Below are 20,771 nucleotides of genomic sequence, written 5' to 3'. Positions count from 1 at the left end.
TGCCGGCCAGTGCGGCAGGTATTGCCGTTGACGGTGCTACGGCGACAATGGTTTCTACTGCGCATTGACTCATTAGAATTGCAACTCGCGCTGATCTGTTGCCTCACGTAGTTTGCTACACGTCGGATTGTCCGGCGGGAGCGGCACGAGGTGACGAGGCAAATCAGCATGACGACACGCAAGGAGTTGATGGCAGCAATTGCAATTGCGGTATCGCATCGCGACGCTCGGTGAACGGATCAGCATTCTCGATGAGTTCGTGGCTCTGACCGGGTATCACCGCAAACACGCCATTCGGCTGCTGCGGGAAGAGCTCGGCGCGGCAAAGGGGACGCGCGAGCGCAACCGGCTGTACGACGAGGCGATACGCCAGGCGCTGACGGTGTTGTGGGAAGCAGCCGACCGGGTTTGCGGCAAGCGACTGAAGGCGTTGATCCCGGGCCTTCTTCAGCGAACAGATCACCTCGAGGAGCGATCCAGTTCCTTGACGAAGAAGGCCGTGGACCTTTTTAGTATCTCGCGCTCCCTTTCGAGCTCGGTCACGCGTGCCTCCAGCTCCCGGATACGTCGCTGGTCGGCCTTGAGCTGCACCTCGGTGCGCGGAGGCTCAGCCTGCTCGGCCCGCCATTGCGCCACCCACCGCCGCAACGCGGTATCGCCAATGCCCAGCGCCTCGCACGCCCTGGCAAATGAATAGGCCTGCGCGACAACCAGCTGCACCGCTTCGGCCCTGAATTCGTCGGTTATGTTCCGTCTGCTCATTTCTCACCTCGGTTGAAGATTATCCCCTTTAGAGGTGTCCAGAGTCATTGGACCACTACACTATGCAGTGGGATGGGGACCGCGCGTCTGGCGCACCGTGAATGGCGGCAACACCTGGAAGGAAATTGGCGTTCCCCTGCTGGCGACTGAGCCGGGGAACCCGCGCAAAACGTTCAACGGCGTGGATCTCGGTTCGGACGGTACGTTGCGTGTTGCCTACTACCTGGACGCGATAGGCAAGACCCCAGCCGAAAGCGTTGTCGACCGTCTGAAGTGGGACAGCGACGCCTTCGAGCGCGAGGTCGTGTTGCCGGACCAGGTCATTGCCTATCTCCAGTCAGAGCAGGTCGAGCCGGATGCCCGGTATTCCGTCTATGCACTTTCCCGCCTTGGCCTGCCACGCGACTTCATTAATCATCCGGAGGACAACGGGCATCGTACGGGTGCGATCTCGACCTGGCCGAACCAGAAGCAGCCTGCTGTCGAGCAGAAACATACGTTCGATGAGCGCCTGATGCTCGATGGCTTCAGCGTCGGCAGGCGCGGGGTACTGCTCGTCTACGCGACGGACGCGACAGGCAATGGCGCGCCTCGCGACTTCACGCTTGTCAGTCGCGACTACGGCAAGTCGTGGGACGAAACCGATGATGGCATCACCCAGGGCGTCTATTTCGACCCGGCGACCAATACCCAGTATGGGCTTTACGGCTATACGCTGAAAAAACGCAGCTGGTAGGCAGTATCAGAAGGCACAGGGCTAACGACGTGGCCTGCCCGTTCCGGAATCATGGCTTTTCGCGCCGAGGAGCCCGGTTCAGTTCCAGGCCCAGCGTGGCCCGATGTCACTCGCCGCGGACAAGGACGTGAACATTGCCAGCATCAACGGCAACATTACATTTGGTGGTCCGGGTAACGTGTTCTTCAAGTCATCACGATCCAGAAAAAACAGTCCGCGCAGATGCATCTCGCCATGGCACCGTTCATGGCTCGAACCGTGCCATTCGTGACGAACTGCGAGGCGTGGCGCCAAACCCCTATTCTCGCAAGCACGACTCCGCCGGCGCCGAGCAATTCACCGGCGACGGCATTGAGTACTCAAGCGAGCCTGGCGGTGCCTGCCGCTCCCGTCGCGAGGCCGCACGGTTCGACAGATGCAAATCAGGAGGCCCAGCCAGCAACGACGCCAACTGCCCAGGCGAGCCCGTCCAATGCAAACCGAGACTCCGCACATGAACCGCAGAAGCCGCTCGCTGGCAAAGCAAGCACACCGCTCAAGCTTGCCAGGGCGGATTACTGTGACTGGTACGGACCGTCATTCACCGAAGAATGCACGGACACGACCGAAACCGGATCGTATTTCGGCTGGATCGATCAAGACACGCCGTGGCGTGGAAAGCGGGAACGCCCCCCGGCGAATCAGAACAAACCGAAATCGTCGTTGCTATCGGGAATCGCGTTGAGCACGTCCCGCAGTGCCCGCCAGCCTAGCCATCCCACGAAATTTGCCGCCAACGCCAGCCAATAGCGCGCGTTGGCGCTCGACTGTGCCCGCGTCGGCGCGGTTGCAGCGGAACGACCGTCCGCGATCTTTCGCGCTTGCGCCGATGCGCGCAGCAAGGGGCACATGTCCATGCTGTCTCTCCTGTGAAGGGCAACGTCGTTACGGTGCAGCCGAAGCCGAAGCAGCGACCCGCGCCACTATTTCCGCCAGCACCTCCGCCAGCGCGGTCGCGCCAAAGCGCCGCTCGCTGACTTCCGCTTCCACATCGATACGGCCCGCGTTGTGCGCGTCGTACAGATCCGTGATGAGGCGCGCGTGCTGTTCGCCGAGTCCCGCCGCGTGGAGCGTGGCAGCCCATTCGCCACGCGGCACCTCGCGCGCGACCACCGTGCGATGCGCCAATTCGCCGACGATCTGTGCCACATCGAATGCACTCACGCGCTCCTTGGCTTCGATGCTCACCACGTGCGGCGAGGTCTTTGCCGGCTGTTCGTCCAGCAGCAGTTCGGCGGCCAGCAGCCCGACATCCCGCGCCGCCACCGTGGGAAACAGCTTGTCCAACGGATGATGCAGACTCGGCAAGACGCCTTTGGAAAGCGCGATCGGCAACACGCGAGCCCAGTTGTGCATATGTTCGGCGGCGCGTAGAAATGTCAGTTGCGAGGCAACGGCTTGCAACTGCGTTTCAAGGTAGTGGAACAGCGTCGTGATGCCCGTGCCGCTCGCATGTTCCGCGCCGTAGTCGGAGAGCGCGAGTACGCGTTGCGGCGGATCGGCGCGCAAGGCGTCGGCGGCGACCTCGATCATGCGCCGCATGTCGGATGCGGGATCGGCGCGCGCCCGGGGCACCGGACAGAGCATCTGCACCGCATGGGCGCCCTTGATTGCACGCGCGACCGTCGATGCGTCGAGCAGATCGGCGATCATTATTTCGCAGCCGATTTCCGCCAGCGGCGCGCCTTGCGTTTCGTCGCGGACCACCGCGCGCACCGGTCGTCCGGCCCGGCGCAATGCCGCGGCGCTCGTTTTGCCAACATTGCCTGCTGCTCCGAAAATCACGAACACGTTGCGCTCCTTCGCCAATGGACACGGCCATCATAGGGAGGCGCGAAGCGGAAAACGCGCGCACAAGGATCGCGATGCGCAGATTCGGATGATTGTTTCGCTTGCGACGCCACCCCGGCGGCAGGGTGGAATAACAAGCGTCAAGCGAAGCGGCGAAAAACGCAGCACAATTGCAAGCCACGTTACCCGCCATCCACGAGAGGACGCGATGAATGCCGTGACACCCCTACCGCAACCGCATAGCGGTTCCCGCATTGCTGTACGGTCCAGCAAGACGCTGGGCTGGCAAGGCTTCGGCGCGGAACTCGTCAACGTGTCGGCGGGCTCGCATCGGATTCCCGCGCTCAAGCATCACCGTGTGGGCGTGCATGTGGGCGCGCCGGTCAGGGCGCGTTGCGTATGCCAGGAGCGCCGCTATTCGCGCATTCAGTCGCATGGCGACGCGGATGTGATCCCGGCCGGACTCGACGGGCAATGGAGCGATGAGTCCGCAGGCACGATCTTCAGCGTATGGATCGGCGTGGAGTTCGCACAAAGGACGGTCGAGCAGCTGGAGTTGAAGTCGAGCGAGGCGCGGCTTCGTCCGCGGATGCAGATGCGCGATCCGCGTTTTCAGCATCTCGCGTGGGCGTTACACGCCGAACTGGAGGCGGACGACGCATCCGATCCGCTTTACGCCGAGAGCCTTTGCACCGCGATGGTGGTACGGCTGATCGGCGGCGCGCCGACGCTCGACGACAAGCGGCGCACGCTCGCACCGAAAACCGCCGCGCGCGTGATCGAGTTTATCGAGGCGCATCTCGACCAGCGTCTCACGCTAACCGAGTTGGCCGCGCTCGCCGATCTGAGCGTGCCGCATTTCAAGGTGCTGTTTCGCGAGACGCTCGGTGTGCCGGTGCATCAGTACGTGGTGCGGCGGCGAGTCGAGCGGGCGAGAACGCTATTGCTCGAAGGCCGCCTGAGCGCAAGCCGGATCGCACTGGATACGGGCTTCGCGCATCAGAGTCACATGGCGCATTGGATGGGCAGGTTGCTGGGCGTCACGCCACGCGAGTTGATCAGATCGAGCCCGCATTCGGGCAGCATGATCGAACTCGATACGCTGAATACCCGCCGCATTGCGACGCCGCGATAAGCGTCAACCCGGCGCGGCACCCGTCAACTGCGAGTACACGTCGTGCGACAGTTGCAGCAGCGCCTGGCGATCGATCCCGCCCGACACCGCATAGCCAAAGTCGCCGTCGACCCAATAGAACACGTTCACCGGCCCGTCCTGATACAGCTTGAACGCGGTCGTGTTCGAATTCACCTGACGGCGCGAAATGCACAGCGTCACGCGCTCGCCGTTCGGTCCGCGATACATGAACTGCGCGGTGGGGCCGTCGGCGCCCGGCAGCAGGCGGCCGCCCGAGAGGTTGAAGCCGCTCTTCGAGAGCATCGGCGGATGAACATTCGTGCCGAGCCGGTTGGACAGCCATTGCACAAAATCCTGTTCGTGATCCGCGGTCATATCGGCCGGACGGTCGACGGCCGGCATATAGACCACGTGCGCCAGCGCCGCCTGCCGCGCGAATACTTCGGAACCGTCCGCGCTGACAGTCCGCGTGTCCGCGCGGCCGACGACCGGCGCCACGACGTCGCGCCCCATGTGCGTGCCCACACCGATACCCACGCCCAGCACCAGCGCCGCGGCCATGCCGGCGAACTGCGGCCAGTTGGCCGCGATGCGCCAGCGGCGCGGCGCGGGCGCCTGCAAGCGTTTGGGCACGGGCTCGTTCAGCACGCGGTCATAGCGCTCGTGGAACATGTTGTTCAGCGAGAAATAATCGCTGATACGCGCGGCCAACTCGGGGTTCTGTTCGAGCGCGCGCTCCACCTCGGCACGCCGTTCGTCGGACAGCGTGCCGTCCACGTAGGCGTGCAGTTCTTCTTCGCCGATCGGCGTCTGTTGGTCGCTCATCGCACCACCTGTAATCTTGCGCCGGGCTGTGTGCCCGCCATCAATGCCCGAAGCCGCTCGCGCCCGCGCGAAAGCCGCGACATCACCGTGCCGATCGGAATGTTCAGCGCAAGCGCCACGTCGGCATAGCTCATTTCCTCGAGGCCCACCAGCAGCACGACTTCGCGCTGTTCCATCGGCAGGCGCTGCAACGCGTAGTCGAGGTCGCGCATTTCCAGCGAGCGGATCTGGTCGGAGGGCACGGCGAATTCGCTTTCGTGGACGCTTTCGTCGTCGACCGCTACATGGACGGCGCGCGCCGACGCCTTGCGCGCCTGATTCGCGAAGACGTTGTGCATGATCGTGAACAGCCATGCGCGCAGGTCGGTGCCTTGCTGGAACATGCCGGTGCGGCCGAGCGCGCGTTCGAGCGTGTCCTGCACCAGATCGTCGGCGAGATCGCGATTGTTGATCAGCGCTCGCGCATAGCGCCGCAAGCGCGGCACATGCTCCATCAACTCGTCACGGACATCCATTTTTCATCCCAGTCGAGGGGCCTTTCGTGAGCACGGCAGCGGCGGCCGTCGCTCGGGCCGCCTGGAGGGGCAATTGATGCGGTTGAGAGGCGAACACGCGTGGGCGCATTTTATTCCGTTCGCGTGACATCGGATCGTCAGGTTGCGCCAAAGCTCAGTGCATCGTCATCGCGTCGGCGGCGCGCATCAGGCCGTGGGTGCGGGCTTCGCCGGCCACGACGAAACGCTGCCGCCGCGCCGTCCACGTCAGCAGACGGACCGCGCCGATGCGGCGCGCGCTCCATTGCGGCTGCGCCGGCGCGAGCAGCGCCAGGCTCGACATCACCACCACCGGCCGGTTGTCCCCGTTCAGATAGACGAATTCGCTGGCGCGCTGAAACGGGCCGAGCGACAGGGACCGCCGATCCACCAGCCGCAGTCCGATCGCCGTCAGATCCGGCGCCCAGGCGTCGGTTCGGGTCCGCGACGCGGCGGAAAAACCCGCGGCGTCGGTTTCGGCCAACGCCATGACGGCGGCATTGTCGAGCGCCGCGGCGGATACCTGGGTGGCGGCAAGCCAGCCGCTCGCGGTCACCGCCGCGAGCACGAGCGCCATCAGCGTGTTGAGCAGCCTGCTTCGACGCCGCGCCGCATTCAGGCGTTCGAGCGCGCGGCGCCAGGGCGCGACACGACTCGTCACCGGTTCGTCGGTGGTCTGAAAAGCCTGCTGGATCTGCGCGTTGAGCTTGCCGTAGAAGGCCACCCGGCGCGCTTCCGCCGGGTCCTTGCCGAGATAGTCCCGCAGGAAGGCGGCGCGTTCCGGCGTCAGCGTGCCGTCGGCGTAGGCCTGGATGTCGGCTTCTGAAAGCGGCGGGTCGGATGGGGCGTCGGTCGGGTTCATGGTGTCGGCGGTTGTCGGCGGTGGTCGAGTATCAGCCATGTGGGAGCGAACACACCCGGACGGCGGTTTATTCCATACGTTCGATGCGCGTTGTTCGCAGCGTCCGTCCGGACGCTATCCGGCGGCCGGTTTCGGCAGCACATGTGCTGCGCGTCGCCGCGCCTCGGAACGTGAGCAAACCGCTTCGCCGGCCGCTTTATTCCCGCTTCGAAGTTTGTTTTTTCGGAACCGTTGCCGCAGGAATAAAAGCCGCGAACGCGTGGTTTTCCCTCATGCAAACCCGCACAACACCCCCTGGAGTTCATCATGAAGAAGATCGCTTTTGCCGCATTGTCCGTTGTCGTTCTGGCCGCTTCATCGAGCGCTTTTGCACAAGGCAAGACCCGCGCCGAGGTGTACCAGGAACTGATCGAAGCGCAGGCGAACGGCCTGAACTACGTGACCGATGCATCGTATCCCGACGTGAGCCCTGTATTCGCGCAGCAGGTCGAGCAGCACAAGCAGGCACTCGCCGCGCAAGCGGCCGCCAACCGCGTCGCGAGCGGCAGCATGCCGACGGACAGCGCCGATTGAGCGGCGCGCGGCGTACTGCCGCCACAGCCAATTCCATCCGACGCGTAAAATGGCCGGTTACCACGGGCATTCGATGCCGGACGCAACCGCGCCGGCAGGCGCCGCCGAGCGCCTGCCGCGCCGCGTCTGTCCGCGCACGATGCCTTCGCCGGCTCGAATAGGATGGACCCTGATGTCGTCAGTTTTCTTTGATCGGGAACGGATCGCGGAATGGCTGGGTGACCATACCGTCGCCAAGGCGCGCCTGGTGGGCGCCGTCACTAACATGCAATGGCGCGGCACGACGCTGAGCGGCGACGTACAGGGCACGCAACCCAGTCCGTACAGAACGCGGGTGCGTTTTCGTAACGGCGGCGGATTGCCCTGGGCGCAGAGCGACTGCACTTGCCCCGTTGGCCGCAACTGCAAGCACGTTGCCGCGCTGCTGCTCGCCGCGCTCGAGTATCAGGACGAGATGGACCACGTCATCTACGTCGATGACGATGCCGACGACCGCGACGCTCAGCGCGGCGGTTACCGCCAGGCCCGATCCGCGGCGAAAGCGGAGCCCGCGGCGGGCGTGCGCCCCGAACTGGTGAGCTGGCTCGAACGGTTTCGCGCGCGCGCCGAAGCCGCCGATGCGCTCGCTCAAAAGGGCGGAGGCGCGCGCACCCAGACGCTCGCGTATCTGCTGAACTGGTCGAACTTCCACATGCGCCACGAAGTCGTGCTGTACCGCGCGCGCTGCGATGCCGACGGCACCATCTTCGAAGTCGACGAGCCCTGGAGCAATGTGGAGTCGGCGCTGCTCAAGCAACCGAAGTTTGTCTCCGACGAGGATCTGTCGATCCTGCGCGGCCTGTGGCTCGGCCGCTCGCGCGAGGATTTCGGCCAGTTCATTCTGCGCGGCACGAGCGGTGCGGAAATGCTGCAGAAGCTGATCGCGACGGGGCGTCTGTTCTTCGAGTTCGATCCCGAGCCCGGTCGGGAAGGACCGACGCCGTTGTCGCGCGGCGCCGACCGGCCCGGCCGGATCGAGTGGGAGCCGCTCGCGGACGAGCGTCTGCGGCCGGTGCTGTGCACCGAGCCGCGCGCGAGCATGGTCCTGCCGACCGAGCCGGTCTGGTATGTGGACGGCGCGGCGCATGAAGCCGGCATCGTGCAATCGTCGCTGCCGTTCCAGCAGTTGCCCGACTACCTGGCAATGCCGCCGATCTCGCTCGCCGAAGCGCCGCTGGTCGCCTCGGTGCTGCGCGAGATCGCGCCCGAACTGCCGCTGCCGCCCGCGCACGACGCGTCCGCGATTCGTGTGATCGACGTCGATCCGGTGCCGGTGCTCACGCTCAACAGCCACGCGCTGCCGTCGGCGGCCCGAGCCGCGCAGCGCAAGCCCGAAGCGGTCGAACTCGCCGGCGTGAGTTTCGATTACGACGGCGTCAGCATCAACGTCGACAGCAGCGTCACGCTCGTGCCGATGCCGGGCGGCGACGTCATCCATATCCGCCGCCGCTACGAGGCCGAGAAAAAACGCCTGCTCGAGCTGCGCAAGACGGGCTTGCAGAAAGTGCCCACGAGCCGCGTGTACGGCGCGCGGCTGTTGCCCGACACGATGCTCGGCCTGCCCGATGCCGACGCCTGGTCCGCGTTCGTCAACCACGCGGTGCCGGATCTCGCGAGCAAGGGCTGGCGCGTGACGATGGCGCCCGAGTTCCGCTACAACGTCATCGAGATCGACGCAATCGACGGCACCGCGCACCAGGCGGGCGACGGCTGGTTCGATCTGGAGATGGGCATCCGCATCGGCGAGCGCAACGTGCGGCTCGAACCGCTGCTCGCCGATCTGTTCCGGCGCGACCGGCGCTGGCTCGGCGGCGCGCTCGACAGCATCGCCGACGAAGAACCGATCGAACTCAAGACCGAAGAAAACAAGCGTCTGCGCTTGCGCGCCGATCGTCTGAAGCCGGTGGTGCGCGTGCTGGTCGACCTGTTCGACGCGCTCGGCGGTTCACTCGCCGACGGCGCGCCGCTGCGCGTGCCCTCCGTCGACGCGGGCCGGCTCGAAGCGTTGAACAGCACCGGCCGCTGGCAATTCCGTGGCGACGATTCGATCCGTCTACTGGCGCAGCGTCTGCAAGCCGGTCCGGGCTTGCATGAGGTGCCCGTGCCGCGCGGCTTGCGCGCGGAACTGCGCGCGTATCAGCAGCAGGGGCTGAACTGGATGCAGTTTCTGCGCGCACAGGATCTGGCCGGCGTGCTCGCCGACGATATGGGCCTGGGCAAGACCGTGCAGACGCTCGCGCACATCCTCGCGGAAAAAGAGGCGGGGCGGCTGAACCGCCCCGCGCTGATCGTGGTGCCCACCACGCTCGTGCACAACTGGCGCGAGGAAGCACGCCGCTTCGCGCCCGAACTGAAGGTGCTGGTGCTGAACGGCCCGCAGCGCAAGGAGCGCTTCGAGCAGATCGGCGAACACGAACTGATCCTGACGACTTACGCGCTGCTGTGGCGCGATCAGAAGGTGCTCGCCGAACACGACTATCACTTGCTGATTCTCGACGAAGCGCAGTACGTGAAGAACGCCACCACCAAGGCCGCGCAGGCGATCCGCGGATTGCGCGCGCGGCATCGGCTGTGCTTGACCGGCACGCCGCTGGAGAATCACCTGGGCGAGTTGTGGTCGCAATTCGATTTTCTGCTGCCGGGTTTTCTCGGCAGCCAGAAAGACTTCACCCGGCGCTGGCGCAATCCGATCGAGAAGAACGGCGACGGCGTGCGCCGCGCGCTGCTGGCGCGCCGCATCCGGCCGTTCATGCTGCGCCGTCGCAAGGACGAGGTCGCGAAGGAGTTGCCGGCGAAGACCACGATTGTCTGCTCGGTCGATCTGGAAGGCGCGCAGCGCGATCTCTACGAAACCGTGCGCACGGCGATGCAGGAGAAGGTGCGCGCGGCGGTCAGCGCGCAAGGTCTCGCGCGCAGCCACATCATCGTGCTCGATGCGTTGCTGAAGCTGCGCCAGGTGTGCTGCGATCCGCGTCTCGTGAAAACGATCAAGATCGCCGACGAGGTCGACGCGCACGGCGAGAGGCGTGAGCGCGCAGAAAAGAACGAAAAGGCCGAAAAGGGCGCGCGCGCGATGCGTTCGGCGAAGCTCGATCTGCTGTTGTCGATGCTGCCCGAACTGATCGAGGAAGGGCGCCGCGTGCTGCTGTTCTCGCAGTTCACCGGCATGCTCGCGTTGATCGCGCAAGCGCTCGAAGACGCCGCGATCCCGTATGTGATCCTGACCGGCGACACGGCGGATCGCATCACGCCGGTCGAGCGTTTTCAGCAAGGCGAGGTGCCGTTGTTCCTGATCAGCCTGAAGGCGGGCGGCGTGGGGCTGAACCTCACCGCCGCCGACACGGTGATTCACTACGATCCGTGGTGGAACCCGGCCGCCGAGAATCAGGCCACCGACCGCGCGCATCGGCTGGGGCAGGACAAGCCCGTGTTCGTCTACAAGCTGATCGCCGCCGGCAGCATCGAGGAGAAAATCGTGGAGTTGCAGGAGCAGAAGGCGGGCCTCGCGGACAGCATTCTCTCCGACGACGCCGCGGGCGCGGCCAAATTCTCCGACGACGACCTCGACGCGCTGTTCGCGCCGATGCCGGAAATCGAGGGCGGAAGATGAGGCGGCGCGGCCTCATGCTCTGTTGCACTGGGCGCGTTAGCGTGCGAAGAACGCGTCGCTAGCCGGAGGCGTGGGTGGCGCTGTAACAAAACGTCTGCATCTGTAAATGGAGAGCCGCGCACCGCTTCAGGTCATACGATTTTTGCGGCAAGCCGCACGTCGATGGACGCGTGCCGCCCATGACCTCCACGTAAGAGCTACCGGCCCGCCCGTTACAAATGAAGTTCTTTCATCTTGAACTGGATTTCTGTACCGGCTAATTTCATCTCACTCGTGTGGCTAGACCCCCGCGAGCGTGTGGTGTTTTTAAGCGGCGTCGGGCTCGAGCGAGGCGACGCCGCATTTTTATCTCATCGCGTGAATCCCCAATCCCGATCTTCATTACGCACGCTGCGCCGTGCCGCCCCATCGAGCCGAAACGCGCTTAACAATCCTTAAACGATTTATTTTGAGACTGTTTCTATACTGACTCGCAAATTGTCAAATCGCTGTTTCGCGAGAACGGCAGCGGCGAGACAGGACAAACGCAGACGGGGCGAATCACCGCGCGAGTGAGACCAACAATTCAAAGAGCGGCCGATTAGCGGTCGATAAAAAACCGGCGAAGAACCGGCGAAGCCTGAGAGCGCACGGGGGACGTGCAGGGAGCGGCTCCAATCGCAGAGCCGGCCGGATTGCCGATTAACGGCAACCCGGAAAAGCCGCGACAGTTTTCGATTATCATGACCTGCCCCACGAATAACCGCGCGATAAAGCCATAAGAGCGAGGCGTTCGCGGCGATTTCAGGATAGTCGGGTTGCATAGCCGAACGGGGGCGCGGGGCGCAGGACCATTAATCGAAAAATGTGCGGCGGGAGATGAAATCGCAAGCCGGATCGTCGGTGCAAGCGCCGTCATCCCGGTTATCCGCCGGTTTGCCGGCCACCAGTTACGAATGACGATGTCGCGTTGCGGGGTTTTATGAGAATAGCTGTCCTGGATGACGATTCGGCTCAGGCCGATCTGGTTTGTCAAACGCTGGCTACGGCCGGCCATGTCTGCCACGCCTTTGGCGCCGGCCGCGAACTCGTGCGGCAACTGCGGCGACAGACGTTCGATCTGCTGGTGCTGGACTGGAACGTCCCCGACATGTCGGGCGAAGAGGTGCTGCGCTGGGTGCGCGAAAGCCTGTCCGAGCGCTTGCCGGTGTTGTTCATGACGAGTCGCGGCCGCGAGACCGACATCACGTCGATCCTCAACACCGGCGCGGACGATTACGTCGTCAAACCCGTCTCCGGCGCCGTGCTGCTGGCGCGCGTCGGCTCGCTGCTGCGCCGCGCGTATCACCTGAAGCCCGCCGCCGCAAAAGAAATTTTCGGCGACTTCGAATTCGATCTGAGCGCGAAGCACGTGGTGGTCCGCGGCGCGACAGTGGCGGTCACGCAAAAGGAGTTCGAGCTCGCGCTGCTGCTGTTCCAGCACCTGAGCCGGCCGCTGTCGCGCGCGCACATTCTCGACGTGATCTGGAAGCAGGCGACCGACATCCCGTCGCGCACGATGGACACCCACGTATCGATGCTGCGCAGCAAGCTCGGCTTGCGTCCCGAACACGGCTACCGTCTGACGCCGATCTACGGCTACGGCTACCGGCTGGAGCGGCTCGAATCCGGCCCGCAGCCCGCGCCGGGCCACGAACGCCCGCAGGCGGGGGAGGCGTGACGGTTTCGGCCGTCGTGCCTCCGCGCCACCGCGCGGGTTTATCCGTTCGCCGCGGCGGCGCATGGTTCGCGGCGGTAAGCGTGTTGGCGATGACCTGCCTCGCGCAGGTGTCGGCGCATGCGCAATCGCCGCGCGCGCCGCAGCCGCGCATCAAGACGCCGGCGCCCGCCTACGTCTCCTACCTGACCCGCGAAGGCGACACGTTATACGACATCGCCGGCCACTATCTGCGGGCGCCGGGCGATTGGGCGGTGTTGAGCCGCCTCAACGACATGCCCGCGCCGCGCCGCATGCCGGCCGGCATCGCCTTGCGCCTGCCGGCGGACCGGCTCAAACAGGATCCCGAATCGGCCCGCGTGATCGCGACGAGCGGCCCGGTCGAGCATGCGTTCGGCAAGAACCCCTATCTGCCGGTCAAGCCCGGAACGACGCTCGGCGAAGGCGACCGCATCCGCACCGGCCCGGATGGTTTCGTCACGTTGGAATTGCCGGACGGCTCGCATGTCACGATCGCGCAGGAAGGCGAGCTGGACATCGGCAGGCTGCGCCGCACCACGTTGACGGGCGCCGCCGACCGCGTTCTCGAACTGCGCCGCGGCGCGGTCGAGAGCCAGGTCACGCGTGCGACGAAAAAAGACGACCGCTTCCAGATCCGCTCGCCGTCGGTGGTGGCGGGCGTGCGCGGCACGCGCTTCAAGGTGGCCTATGACGGCGACGCGCAAACCACCGCCGTCGAGGTGCTGGACGGCGCGGTCGGCGTCGATCCCGGCGTCGCCGCCCACCGCGCCGGACCGCCGCCCGGCGTGCCGCTGCAGGCGTCGGCGCAACTCGTGAAGGCGCGCTTCGGCAACATCACGCGCGCGGGCGAGGCGATCGGCGAGCCCGTCGAGTTGCTGCCCGCGCCCGCGCTCACGCAGCCCGCCAAGGTGCAGGACGGCGAGACCGTCGCGTTCGACCTCGTGCCGGCCGAGCGCGCCGTGGCCTACCGCGTGCAGATCGCGCGCGACGCCGACCAGCTCGACCTGATCCGCGAGTTGCGCGTGAGCGCGCCGCACGCGGACTTCGGCAATCTGGCCGACGGGACGTATTTCGTGCGCATCGCGGCCATCGACGGACACGGTCTCGAAGGCATGCCTCAGGTGTACGGCTTCGAGCGGCGCCGTCTCGGGCTGGCCGCATCGGCGGCGCAGCGCGCCGGCAGCCGCGACTACGAATTCCGCTGGTTCGTCAGCCGCGCCGCGGGCGAGACGCGCTTTCGCTTCGTGCTGGCCGCGAGCGCCGATCTGCGCCATCCGATCGTGGACCGCACCGATCTGACCGGCGGGCAATTCGTCGTGAGCGATCTGCCGGCCGGCGTCTACTATTGGACGATCATCGCCGAGCAGTTCGAGAACGGCCGCTTCTACGAGACGAGCAGCAGCATCCGCTCGTTTACGCTGGCGCGCTGACGCTGGTAGATTCACGGGGCCGGCGACCCAGCCGGCCCTTTTCATCAACCACGCGACGCTTTGCCAACTACACCTACACGCCTGAGCCTCGATCCGCGCGCCCGTCTCGGACGACGCGCCGGCCGCCGCTTCCTGTTCGAATGGGTGGGGATCGGCTGTCTCGGCCTCGTCGTGATTCTGCTCGCCTCGCTCGGGCGGCTGACCGCGAGCGTCGACAATCTCGTCTACGACGGCTTTCTGAGCCTGCGCGCACCGCCGTTGTTGCCGAATATCGTGGTGGTCGAGATCGACAACGCCAGCATCGCGCAACTCGGCCGCTGGCCGTGGCCGCGCGGCACCCACGCCAAACTGCTCGAACAGATCGCGAAGGCCGAGCCCGCCGCGGTGATCTACGACGTGCTGTTCACCGAGGCCAATCCCGAGGACGCCGAGCTGGCCCGCGCGATCGCGCTGACTCCGACCTACCTGCCGGTGCTGCTCACGCCGCCCGACAGCGCGGGGCGGCGCGTCGTCGTCGAACCGGTGGCGCCGCTCGCGCACGCGGCGGCCGGGCTCGGCCATATCAACCTCGAAGTGGACAGCGACGGCATCGTGCGCAGCGTCGCGCAGTTCGAGGGCGACGCAACATCACGCTGGCCGCAATTGATGGTGCCGGTGGCGCAAGCCGTCGAACACGGCTCGATTCAGTTGAACGAGCGGCTGCCGCGCCGGCGGTCGTTCAGCGAGGCGGCGGCGATCCGTTCATCGAACACTGCCGAAGGCGAAGGCCGCTTCCTGATCCCGTTCGGCCCGAACGCGCAGAACTACGCGAAAGTCAGTTTCGCGAGCGTGCTCGCCGGCGAGGTGAACGCGGACCAGTTGCGCGGGCGTATCGTGCTGATCGGCGTGACCGCGTCCGGTTTGTATGACCGGTTCGCGACGCCGGTGTCCGGCGAATTGGGTCCGCTGCCGGGCGTCTACATCCACGCGAACGTGCTCGACACGCTGCTGAGCGGCCGTGAGATCGAACCGGTCGGGCGTTGGGCGCTGTTCCTGGCCTCGCTTGCGCCGCTCGCCGCGTTGCTGGCCGGTTTTCTGGTGTTGTCGCCGCGCCGCTCGCTGCTGCTGACCGGCGCGCTCTGCGCGCTCGCCGCCGCGGGCAGCGCCGTGCTGCTGTACGGCTTGCGGTTATGGATGTCGCCGGTGCCGGCGATCGCCGGCGTGGTCGTCGTGTATCCGATCTGGAACTGGCGGCGCCTCGAAATGACGATGGCCTATCTGCGCGAAGAGTTGCAGCGCCTCGCCGACGAACCGCACCTGCTGCCCGAAACGCCCAAGCGCCGCCGCGAGTTCGGCGGCGACGTGCTGGAGCAGCACATGGCGCTGATGGCGCAGGCCGCGCAGCGCGTGCAGGACATGAAGCGCTTCGTGTGGGACAGCCTCGACAGCATGCCCGAGCCGATTCTGGTCAGCGACCTGCACGGCGTCGTGCTGATCGCGAACCATGCCGCGAGAGCCCATTTCGCTCGCCTCGGCGCGCCGCCGCCGGAAGGCCGGCCGATGCAGGCGGTGCTCGGCGGGCTGAGCTTCGTCAAGACCATCGACCGGGGCGCCGCGTCGGGTGCGTCCGACGATGCGTCCGACGCCGACAACAATCTGCTCGCCCATGCTCACTGGCCCGCGCCGCTCGATCCGGCGCGGCATGAATTTGCCGCGCTGATGGCGCAGGGCGTCGAGGTGCGCGACGCGCACGAGCGCGACCATCTGCTGCGCTACGCGAACTGCACCAATGCACATGGCGAGACGACCGGGTGGATCGCGGGTCTCGTCGACGTGTCGGCCCTGCATGCGGCCGAGCGTCAACGGGAAGACGCGTTGCGGCTGCTGTCGCACGACATGCGCTCGCCGCAGGCGTCGATTCTGGCGCTGGTGGAAATCGAGCGCGCCCGCAGCGAACCGGTGCTCGCGCGCGGCTTGCTGGAGCGCATCGAACGCTACGCGCAGCGCGCGCTGACGCTTGCCGACGACTTCGTGCAACTGGCGCGCGCGGAATCGCAAACCTACCTGCTCGAACCGGTGAGCCTGACCGAGCTGATAATCGACGCCAGCGACGAAGTCTGGCCGCAAGCGCACGCGAAGCGCATCACGCTGCAAACGGACGCGGGCGGCGCGGCCGAGCTCGACGAGGGCCACTGGATCTGCGCCGACCGTTCGCTGATGACGCGCGCGCTCGTCAACATTCTGAACAACGCGATCAAATACAGTCCGCCGGACACGCGGATTTCCTGCAGCCTCGACAATCTTCCTGGCGTGACGGCGACGCCTGGCGCCGCGCGGCGCGTGTCCTGCACGATCCGCGACGAAGGCTACGGCATTCCGAAGGAGCAGCAGGCGGATCTGTTCGAGCGCTTCCGGCGTTTTCACGAAACCGACCGGCCGGAGGTGGGCGGCGCGGGGCTCGGCATGGCGTTCGTCAAGACCGTCGTGACGCGTCACGGCGGCGAGGTTGCGGTGCTCAGCGCGCCGGGCGAGGGCACCGCTGTTACCCTCTGCCTGCCCGCGTTCGAGGACACGCAATCCGATGTCTCCGCGAGGCCGGGCGCATGACGCGCGCACACGTTCCTTATCGAGGCTGATGGAGCTTACCGAGGCTTACCGAAGCGAGAAGATGGTGAAAGCGATTTTGATCTGTGCCGCGCTGGCCGCGGCGAGTCTCAGCGGTTGCGCGGGTCCGAGCGCCGAGGTCCATACCGCCAGTTCCGCTGCCGCGCGGCAAGGCGAACGAACCTACGCGATTACGCGCATGCCGTCGCAGGCGGCGAGCGCGGATCAGCCGCGTTTCGAGGCCGCGGTGCGCGACGAACTGGCGAAAAACGGCTTCGTCGAGATGACGGGCGAGCCCGCGCGCTACTTGTTGTCGATTGCGTATGACACGCGGCCGGCGACGATCGGCGTCGGCGTGAACGACATGAAGGATTGCGCGCCAAGCGGCTGCGGCCGGCAGAGCGAGCCGCCCTTCTCGCTGTTCGGCGGGCGCGCGTACCGGCATTCGTTGACGCTGCGCCTGTTCGAGCGCGCGGGCGGACAGGAGGTCTATAAAGTCAGCGCGGTGATGAGCGACCGCGATGCCGATCCGCTGCATGCAATGCCCGCGCTCGCGAAAAGCGCGCTGGCAAAATTTCCGTTCGATGCGCCGCCCGACTGGCATGTGAAGCTACGCACCGATAAGGCGAGCGGCGCGCTGGACGTGGTGTCGGTGAAGCCGGTGCAGGCTCGGTCTCGGCCGTGAGGCGTCGCCGTCATGGCAAGCCTGCCGCCTGAGCGGCCGACGATTTAGCCATGACGGCAAGTCAGCCGTCGCGGGAGGGCGTATCGGCGATGGCCGTGTCCGCTGCCGCCCACCCTGGCATGTTCAGGTAATAGCGGGTCGAGCGGCCGGCGCCCACCCTGGACAGCAGCCCCATGTTCTCGAGTTCGATGAGTTCGCGCGACGCCGTGGCCCGCGAGGTGTTGCCGACGCTCTCGTACTTGCGGGTGTTCATGCCCCCTTCGAAGCCCTTGGGACCGGCATCGAGCAGAACGTTGACGACTTTGCGTTGCCGGGTCGTGAGCACCTTGTCCCGATGGTTCATCCAGAAAACGGCTTTATCGAGCGTGGCGTCCACGACGCCGGATGCTTCCTCGCAGGACACACGCACCTGTTCGACGAACCATAGAACCCATTCGGTCACGTCGAGCTCGCCATGCTGGGCGCGCTCGAGCTGCTCGTAATAGTCGCGGCGCTTGTCGAGCAGGCGCTGCGAGGTACGAATCAAGCGGCTGACCTCACCGCTGTCGCGCGCCAGCACAAGGTCGATGAGGACGCGACCGATGCGGCCATTGCCGTCCTCAAAAGGATGAATCGTCTCGAACCACAGGTGAGCGAGTGCTGCCTTGACCAGATGGTCGTGCTCGGTCGTTGCGTTGAACCAGTCCAGGAACTGCTGCATTTCCGCCGGGACCTGGGCCGAGGCCGGGGCCTCGTAGTGGACCCGTTCGCGTCCAACGCGGCCGCTGACGATCTGCATTGGCTCGGCATGCTCGCGATAGGCCCCGACAAGGATTTTGACCATGCCTGAGTAGCCGGTAGGAAAGAGAGCCGCCTGCCAGGCGCACAAGCGCTCGTGTGTGAGCGCCGCTTGCCTTTGCCGCACCGCGTCATCCATGATGTCGAGCAGGCCTTCGACGCTCCGCGGCGCGTTGGGGCCATCCTGATTCCCGACGCCGAGTCGCCGTGCCACGGACGAACGCACGGCGGTGAGGTCGATGCGTTCGCCTTCGATGGCTGCCGTCGCGACCGCATCCTGGCTCCAGGCCTCGGCGGCGAGTTCGAGGCGCTGTTCGAAGCCGAGACTCGCCAGTTTGCCTTCAACGATGCCCTGAGCCCGGTGCGCGCGGGCCAGTTCGCCGCCGACGCGAATAGCGTCGTAGTGCATGCCGGGCCACGTGGACGCTTGCCAGATGAGAGGGTGGGTGGATGTCATGACGCTCGGTGAATATTGAGGCGATTACGGGCTCTAATCGACTCATATCGTGAGTCGAATACCAGTATAGCCGACCGTGAGGCGATTGCGCGCCTAATCGCCTCAAATCATGAGTCGATTAGGCGCGCCTCGCGCATCCTGCGACTCGCTTGCCGCTAACCCAGCGTCTTTTTGCCTTCCGTTTCAACTTCCGGCCAGCGGTTTTCAAACACGCAATCGGCGAGCGCCATGCGGCTGGCCCAGCGTTCGGTTTCCAGCATCGGCTGGTTGTAAAACGCCTCGACGTGCCCGAGACACAGAATCGCCACCGGCCGCGCGCCCTCGGGCATATGCAGCAGCGTGCGCACCACGTCGACGTCGAATAGCGACACCCAGCCCATTCCCAAACCTTCCGCGCGTGCGGCGAGCCACATGTTCTGGATCGCGCACGCCACCGACGCGAGATCCATCTCGGGCAACGTGCGGCGCCCGAAGATGTGCCGCTCGCGGCCGTCCATCAACGCCATCACCAGCAGTTCGCCGCAGTCCCGCATGCCTTCCACTTTCAGTTTCATGAACGCCTCGCGCCGTTCGCCGAGGGCGTCGGCGGTGGCGAGCCGTTCGCTTTCGACGGCTGCGTGCAAGGCTTCGCGCAACACCGGATCGGTGATGCGCGCAATCCGCCACGGCTGCATATAACCGACGCTCGGCGCATGATGCGCGGCGTCGAGCAGGCGCTGCAACACGGCGGGGTCGACCGGATCGCGCACGAAGTGGCGCATGTCGCGCCGCTCGTGAATCGCGCGGTAGACCGCCTCGCGCTCGGCGTCGTTAAAAGGCTTCGCCATGGAACAGGGCGGCCGCGAAAGCCGGGTTGGAGGGCCAATAAGCATGCATGTACGTCGCGACGATCGAACCGACGCGGAACACGGCCTCGCCGGGTGCGTCACCCTGTGGCCGGGTGGCCGAACGCAGCGGCGTGAGCGGCGTCGTCAGCTTCGAATAGTGGAACGTGTGGCCGGTCATCGGGCCGTGCACGCTGTCGATCTGTTGCATGCCGAGCGCGGTGAAGCGCGTTTGCATCGTTGCGTGGCCGGGCAGCAGGCCGAGCATTTGCGTGCTCACGCCATGCGTATCGGTGAGCTGTTCGAGCAGATACAGCATGCCGCCGCATTCGGCGACGAGCGGCTTGCCCGCCGCCGCATGCGCGCGGATCGTCGCGCCGCTGCGCGTGTTGCTTGCGAGCGCGGCGGCGTGCAGTTCGGGATAGCCGCCGGGAAGATAGAGGGCGTCGGCATGGTCGGGCAACGGATCGTCCGCGAGCGGCGAGAAGTACACGACCTGTGCGCCGAGCGCTTCCAGCAGCGTGACGTTGGCCGGATAGACGAACGAGAACGCGGCATCGCGCGCGATCGCGATCCGCTTGCCTTCCAGAAGACGCGGCGGCACGTCCGGCGCAGGCTCGCCGAATTCGACCGGCGGCGGCAGTTCGGCCAGCGCGGTGTTCGCGAGCGCATCGGCGGCACGGTTCAGCCGCGCGTCCAGGTCGTCGATTTCCGCCGCCTGATGCAAGCCGAGATGGCGGTCGGGCAACTCGATCTCGTCGTTGCCGCTGACGTGTCCGCACCAGCGTATGTCCGGCGGCAGCGCTTCCTCGAGCGTCCGCGCGTGCCGCGCGGAGCCGACGCGATTGGCGAGCACGCCGTAAAACGGCAGCTCGGGCCTGAATCGCGCGAGCCCGAAGGCGACCGCGCCGAAGGTCTGCGCCATCGCCTTCGCTGAAATCACCGCGAGCACCGGCACGCCGAACACGGCGGCGAGGTCGGCGCTGCTCGGCGTGCCGTCGAATAGACCCATCACGCCTTCGATCAGGATCAGGTCCGCTTCGGCCGCCGCCTGCGCGAGCAGCGTGCGGCAAGCGGCTTCACCGACCATCCACAGATCGAGCGACAGCACGGGCGCGCCGCTCGCGCGCGCGAGAATCATCGGGTCGAGAAAATCCGGGCCGGTCTTGAACACGCGCACGCGCCGCCCCAGCCGCCGATGATGGCGCGCGAGACCCGCGGTAATCGTGGTCTTGCCTTGACCCGAAGCCGGCGCGCTGATGAACAGCGCGGGACATGCCGTCGAGGTCGTTCCGTTCGGGAACGCCCCTGAAGAACTGCCCTCGGCGGGCGCTCCGGACGAAGTGCCTTTCGGCTGCGCCTCCGAAGCGCTCTTATCGGGGCTCGCGCTCAT

17 protein-coding genes and 1 pseudogene are annotated in these 20,771 nt (G+C 65.9%); 8 read left to right on the top strand and 10 right to left on the bottom strand.

Annotated elements, in window-relative coordinates:
- Positions 1 to 163: 163 nt before the first annotated feature.
- Together CUJ90_RS33090 and CUJ90_RS32145 are read right to left on the bottom strand one after the other, a co-directional pair.
- Entirely contained in the window at positions 164 to 463 is a 300-nt protein-coding gene (locus tag CUJ90_RS33090) for a hypothetical protein (protein ID WP_208645302.1), read from the bottom strand.
- Positions 440 to 762, bottom strand: a pseudogene (locus tag CUJ90_RS32145) (transposase); the annotation flags it as partial. The gene CUJ90_RS33090 and the pseudogene CUJ90_RS32145, both read right to left, overlap by 24 nt.
- 97 nt (positions 763 to 859) lie before the next feature.
- Between CUJ90_RS32145 and CUJ90_RS32140 the strand changes: the two are divergent.
- Positions 860 to 1,498, top strand: a complete 639-nt coding sequence (locus CUJ90_RS32140; RefSeq protein WP_244220088.1) for a hypothetical protein — start codon at positions 860 to 862, stop codon at positions 1,496 to 1,498.
- A 680-nt stretch (positions 1,499 to 2,178) separates the two neighbouring features.
- On the opposite strand, the gene CUJ90_RS32135 is transcribed toward CUJ90_RS32140, so the two are convergent.
- Both CUJ90_RS32135 and CUJ90_RS32130 read right to left on the bottom strand, forming a co-directional pair.
- The gene (locus tag CUJ90_RS32135; RefSeq protein ID WP_073432589.1) at positions 2,179 to 2,394 is read right to left on the bottom strand and encodes a hypothetical protein; all 216 of its coding nucleotides are present in this window, start codon (positions 2,392 to 2,394) and stop codon (positions 2,179 to 2,181) included.
- 28 nt (positions 2,395 to 2,422) lie between these two features.
- Entirely contained in the window at positions 2,423 to 3,328 is a 906-nt protein-coding gene (locus tag CUJ90_RS32130; protein ID WP_114164747.1) for an NmrA family NAD(P)-binding protein, read from the bottom strand.
- A 208-nt stretch (positions 3,329 to 3,536) separates the two neighbouring features.
- Here CUJ90_RS32130 and CUJ90_RS32125 point away from each other — a divergent pair, with 208 nt between their 5' ends.
- Positions 3,537 to 4,463 (top strand): AraC family transcriptional regulator, encoded by a 927-nt coding sequence (locus CUJ90_RS32125; protein ID WP_083085594.1) that lies wholly within the window; start codon positions 3,537 to 3,539, stop codon positions 4,461 to 4,463.
- Between the two features lie 3 nt (positions 4,464 to 4,466).
- Here the strand turns inward: CUJ90_RS32125 and CUJ90_RS32120 are convergent, their stop codons facing one another.
- The 3 genes from CUJ90_RS32120 to CUJ90_RS32110 all read right to left on the bottom strand — a co-directional run bounded on the left by CUJ90_RS32120 (position 4,467) and on the right by CUJ90_RS32110 (position 6,683).
- Positions 4,467 to 5,288, bottom strand: coding sequence for an anti-sigma factor family protein (locus CUJ90_RS32120; protein WP_073432591.1), 822 nt, complete (start codon positions 5,286 to 5,288; stop codon positions 4,467 to 4,469).
- Positions 5,285 to 5,803 (bottom strand): sigma-70 family RNA polymerase sigma factor, encoded by a 519-nt coding sequence (locus CUJ90_RS32115; protein WP_073432592.1) that lies wholly within the window; start codon positions 5,801 to 5,803, stop codon positions 5,285 to 5,287. Before CUJ90_RS32115 ends, CUJ90_RS32120 begins: the two co-directional genes overlap by 4 nt.
- Positions 5,804 to 5,957: 154 nt before the next feature.
- The gene (locus CUJ90_RS32110; protein WP_114164640.1) at positions 5,958 to 6,683 is read right to left on the bottom strand and encodes an anti-sigma factor family protein; all 726 of its coding nucleotides are present in this window, start codon (positions 6,681 to 6,683) and stop codon (positions 5,958 to 5,960) included.
- 306 nt (positions 6,684 to 6,989) lie between these two features.
- On the opposite strand from CUJ90_RS32110, the gene CUJ90_RS32105 reads away from it, so the two are divergent.
- From CUJ90_RS32105 to CUJ90_RS32080, 6 genes are all read left to right on the top strand, one after another.
- Positions 6,990 to 7,256: a DUF4148 domain-containing protein gene (locus tag CUJ90_RS32105; protein WP_073432594.1), complete on the top strand. Its 267-nt coding sequence runs from the start codon at positions 6,990 to 6,992 to the stop codon at positions 7,254 to 7,256.
- Positions 7,257 to 7,428: 172 nt separating this feature from the next.
- Positions 7,429 to 10,905, top strand: coding sequence for a DEAD/DEAH box helicase (locus CUJ90_RS32100; protein ID WP_114164639.1), 3,477 nt, complete (start codon positions 7,429 to 7,431; stop codon positions 10,903 to 10,905).
- A gap of 961 nt (positions 10,906 to 11,866) precedes the next feature.
- A complete protein-coding gene (locus CUJ90_RS32095; protein WP_073432596.1) occupies positions 11,867 to 12,604 on the top strand; it encodes a response regulator transcription factor in 738 nt (245 codons plus the stop codon).
- On the top strand, positions 12,601 to 14,052 hold the full coding sequence (locus CUJ90_RS32090) for a FecR family protein (protein ID WP_422879718.1): 1,452 nt from the start codon (positions 12,601 to 12,603) through the stop codon (positions 14,050 to 14,052). Before CUJ90_RS32095 ends, CUJ90_RS32090 begins: the two co-directional genes overlap by 4 nt.
- Positions 14,053 to 14,112: 60 nt before the next feature.
- Positions 14,113 to 16,638, top strand: a complete 2,526-nt coding sequence (locus CUJ90_RS32085; RefSeq protein WP_073432598.1) for a CHASE2 domain-containing protein — start codon at positions 14,113 to 14,115, stop codon at positions 16,636 to 16,638.
- 61 nt (positions 16,639 to 16,699) lie between these two features.
- Positions 16,700 to 17,320, top strand: a complete 621-nt coding sequence (locus CUJ90_RS32080; protein ID WP_073432605.1) for a DUF4136 domain-containing protein — start codon at positions 16,700 to 16,702, stop codon at positions 17,318 to 17,320.
- Between the two features lie 61 nt (positions 17,321 to 17,381).
- Here CUJ90_RS32080 and CUJ90_RS32075 read toward each other — a convergent pair whose 3' ends face one another.
- The 3 genes from CUJ90_RS32075 to CUJ90_RS32065 all read right to left on the bottom strand — a co-directional run bounded on the left by CUJ90_RS32075 (position 17,382) and on the right by CUJ90_RS32065 (position 20,771).
- Entirely contained in the window at positions 17,382 to 18,554 is a 1,173-nt protein-coding gene (locus CUJ90_RS32075; RefSeq protein ID WP_073432599.1) for a Fic family protein, read from the bottom strand.
- 155 nt (positions 18,555 to 18,709) lie between these two features.
- Entirely contained in the window at positions 18,710 to 19,381 is a 672-nt protein-coding gene (bluB, locus tag CUJ90_RS32070) for a 5,6-dimethylbenzimidazole synthase (protein WP_073432600.1), read from the bottom strand.
- Positions 19,365 to 20,771: a cobyrinic acid a,c-diamide synthase CobB gene (locus tag CUJ90_RS32065; protein WP_114164638.1), complete on the bottom strand. Its 1,407-nt coding sequence runs from the start codon at positions 20,769 to 20,771 to the stop codon at positions 19,365 to 19,367. The genes bluB and CUJ90_RS32065 overlap by 17 nt, the downstream gene beginning before the upstream one ends.

Origin of the sequence: Paraburkholderia terricola (genome assembly GCF_003330825.1) — a bacterium.
GTDB classification, from domain to species: domain Bacteria; phylum Pseudomonadota; class Gammaproteobacteria; order Burkholderiales; family Burkholderiaceae; genus Paraburkholderia; species Paraburkholderia terricola.
Note: the sequence above shows the minus strand (reverse complement) of the source record. Positions and strands in the feature narration are given on the sequence as shown.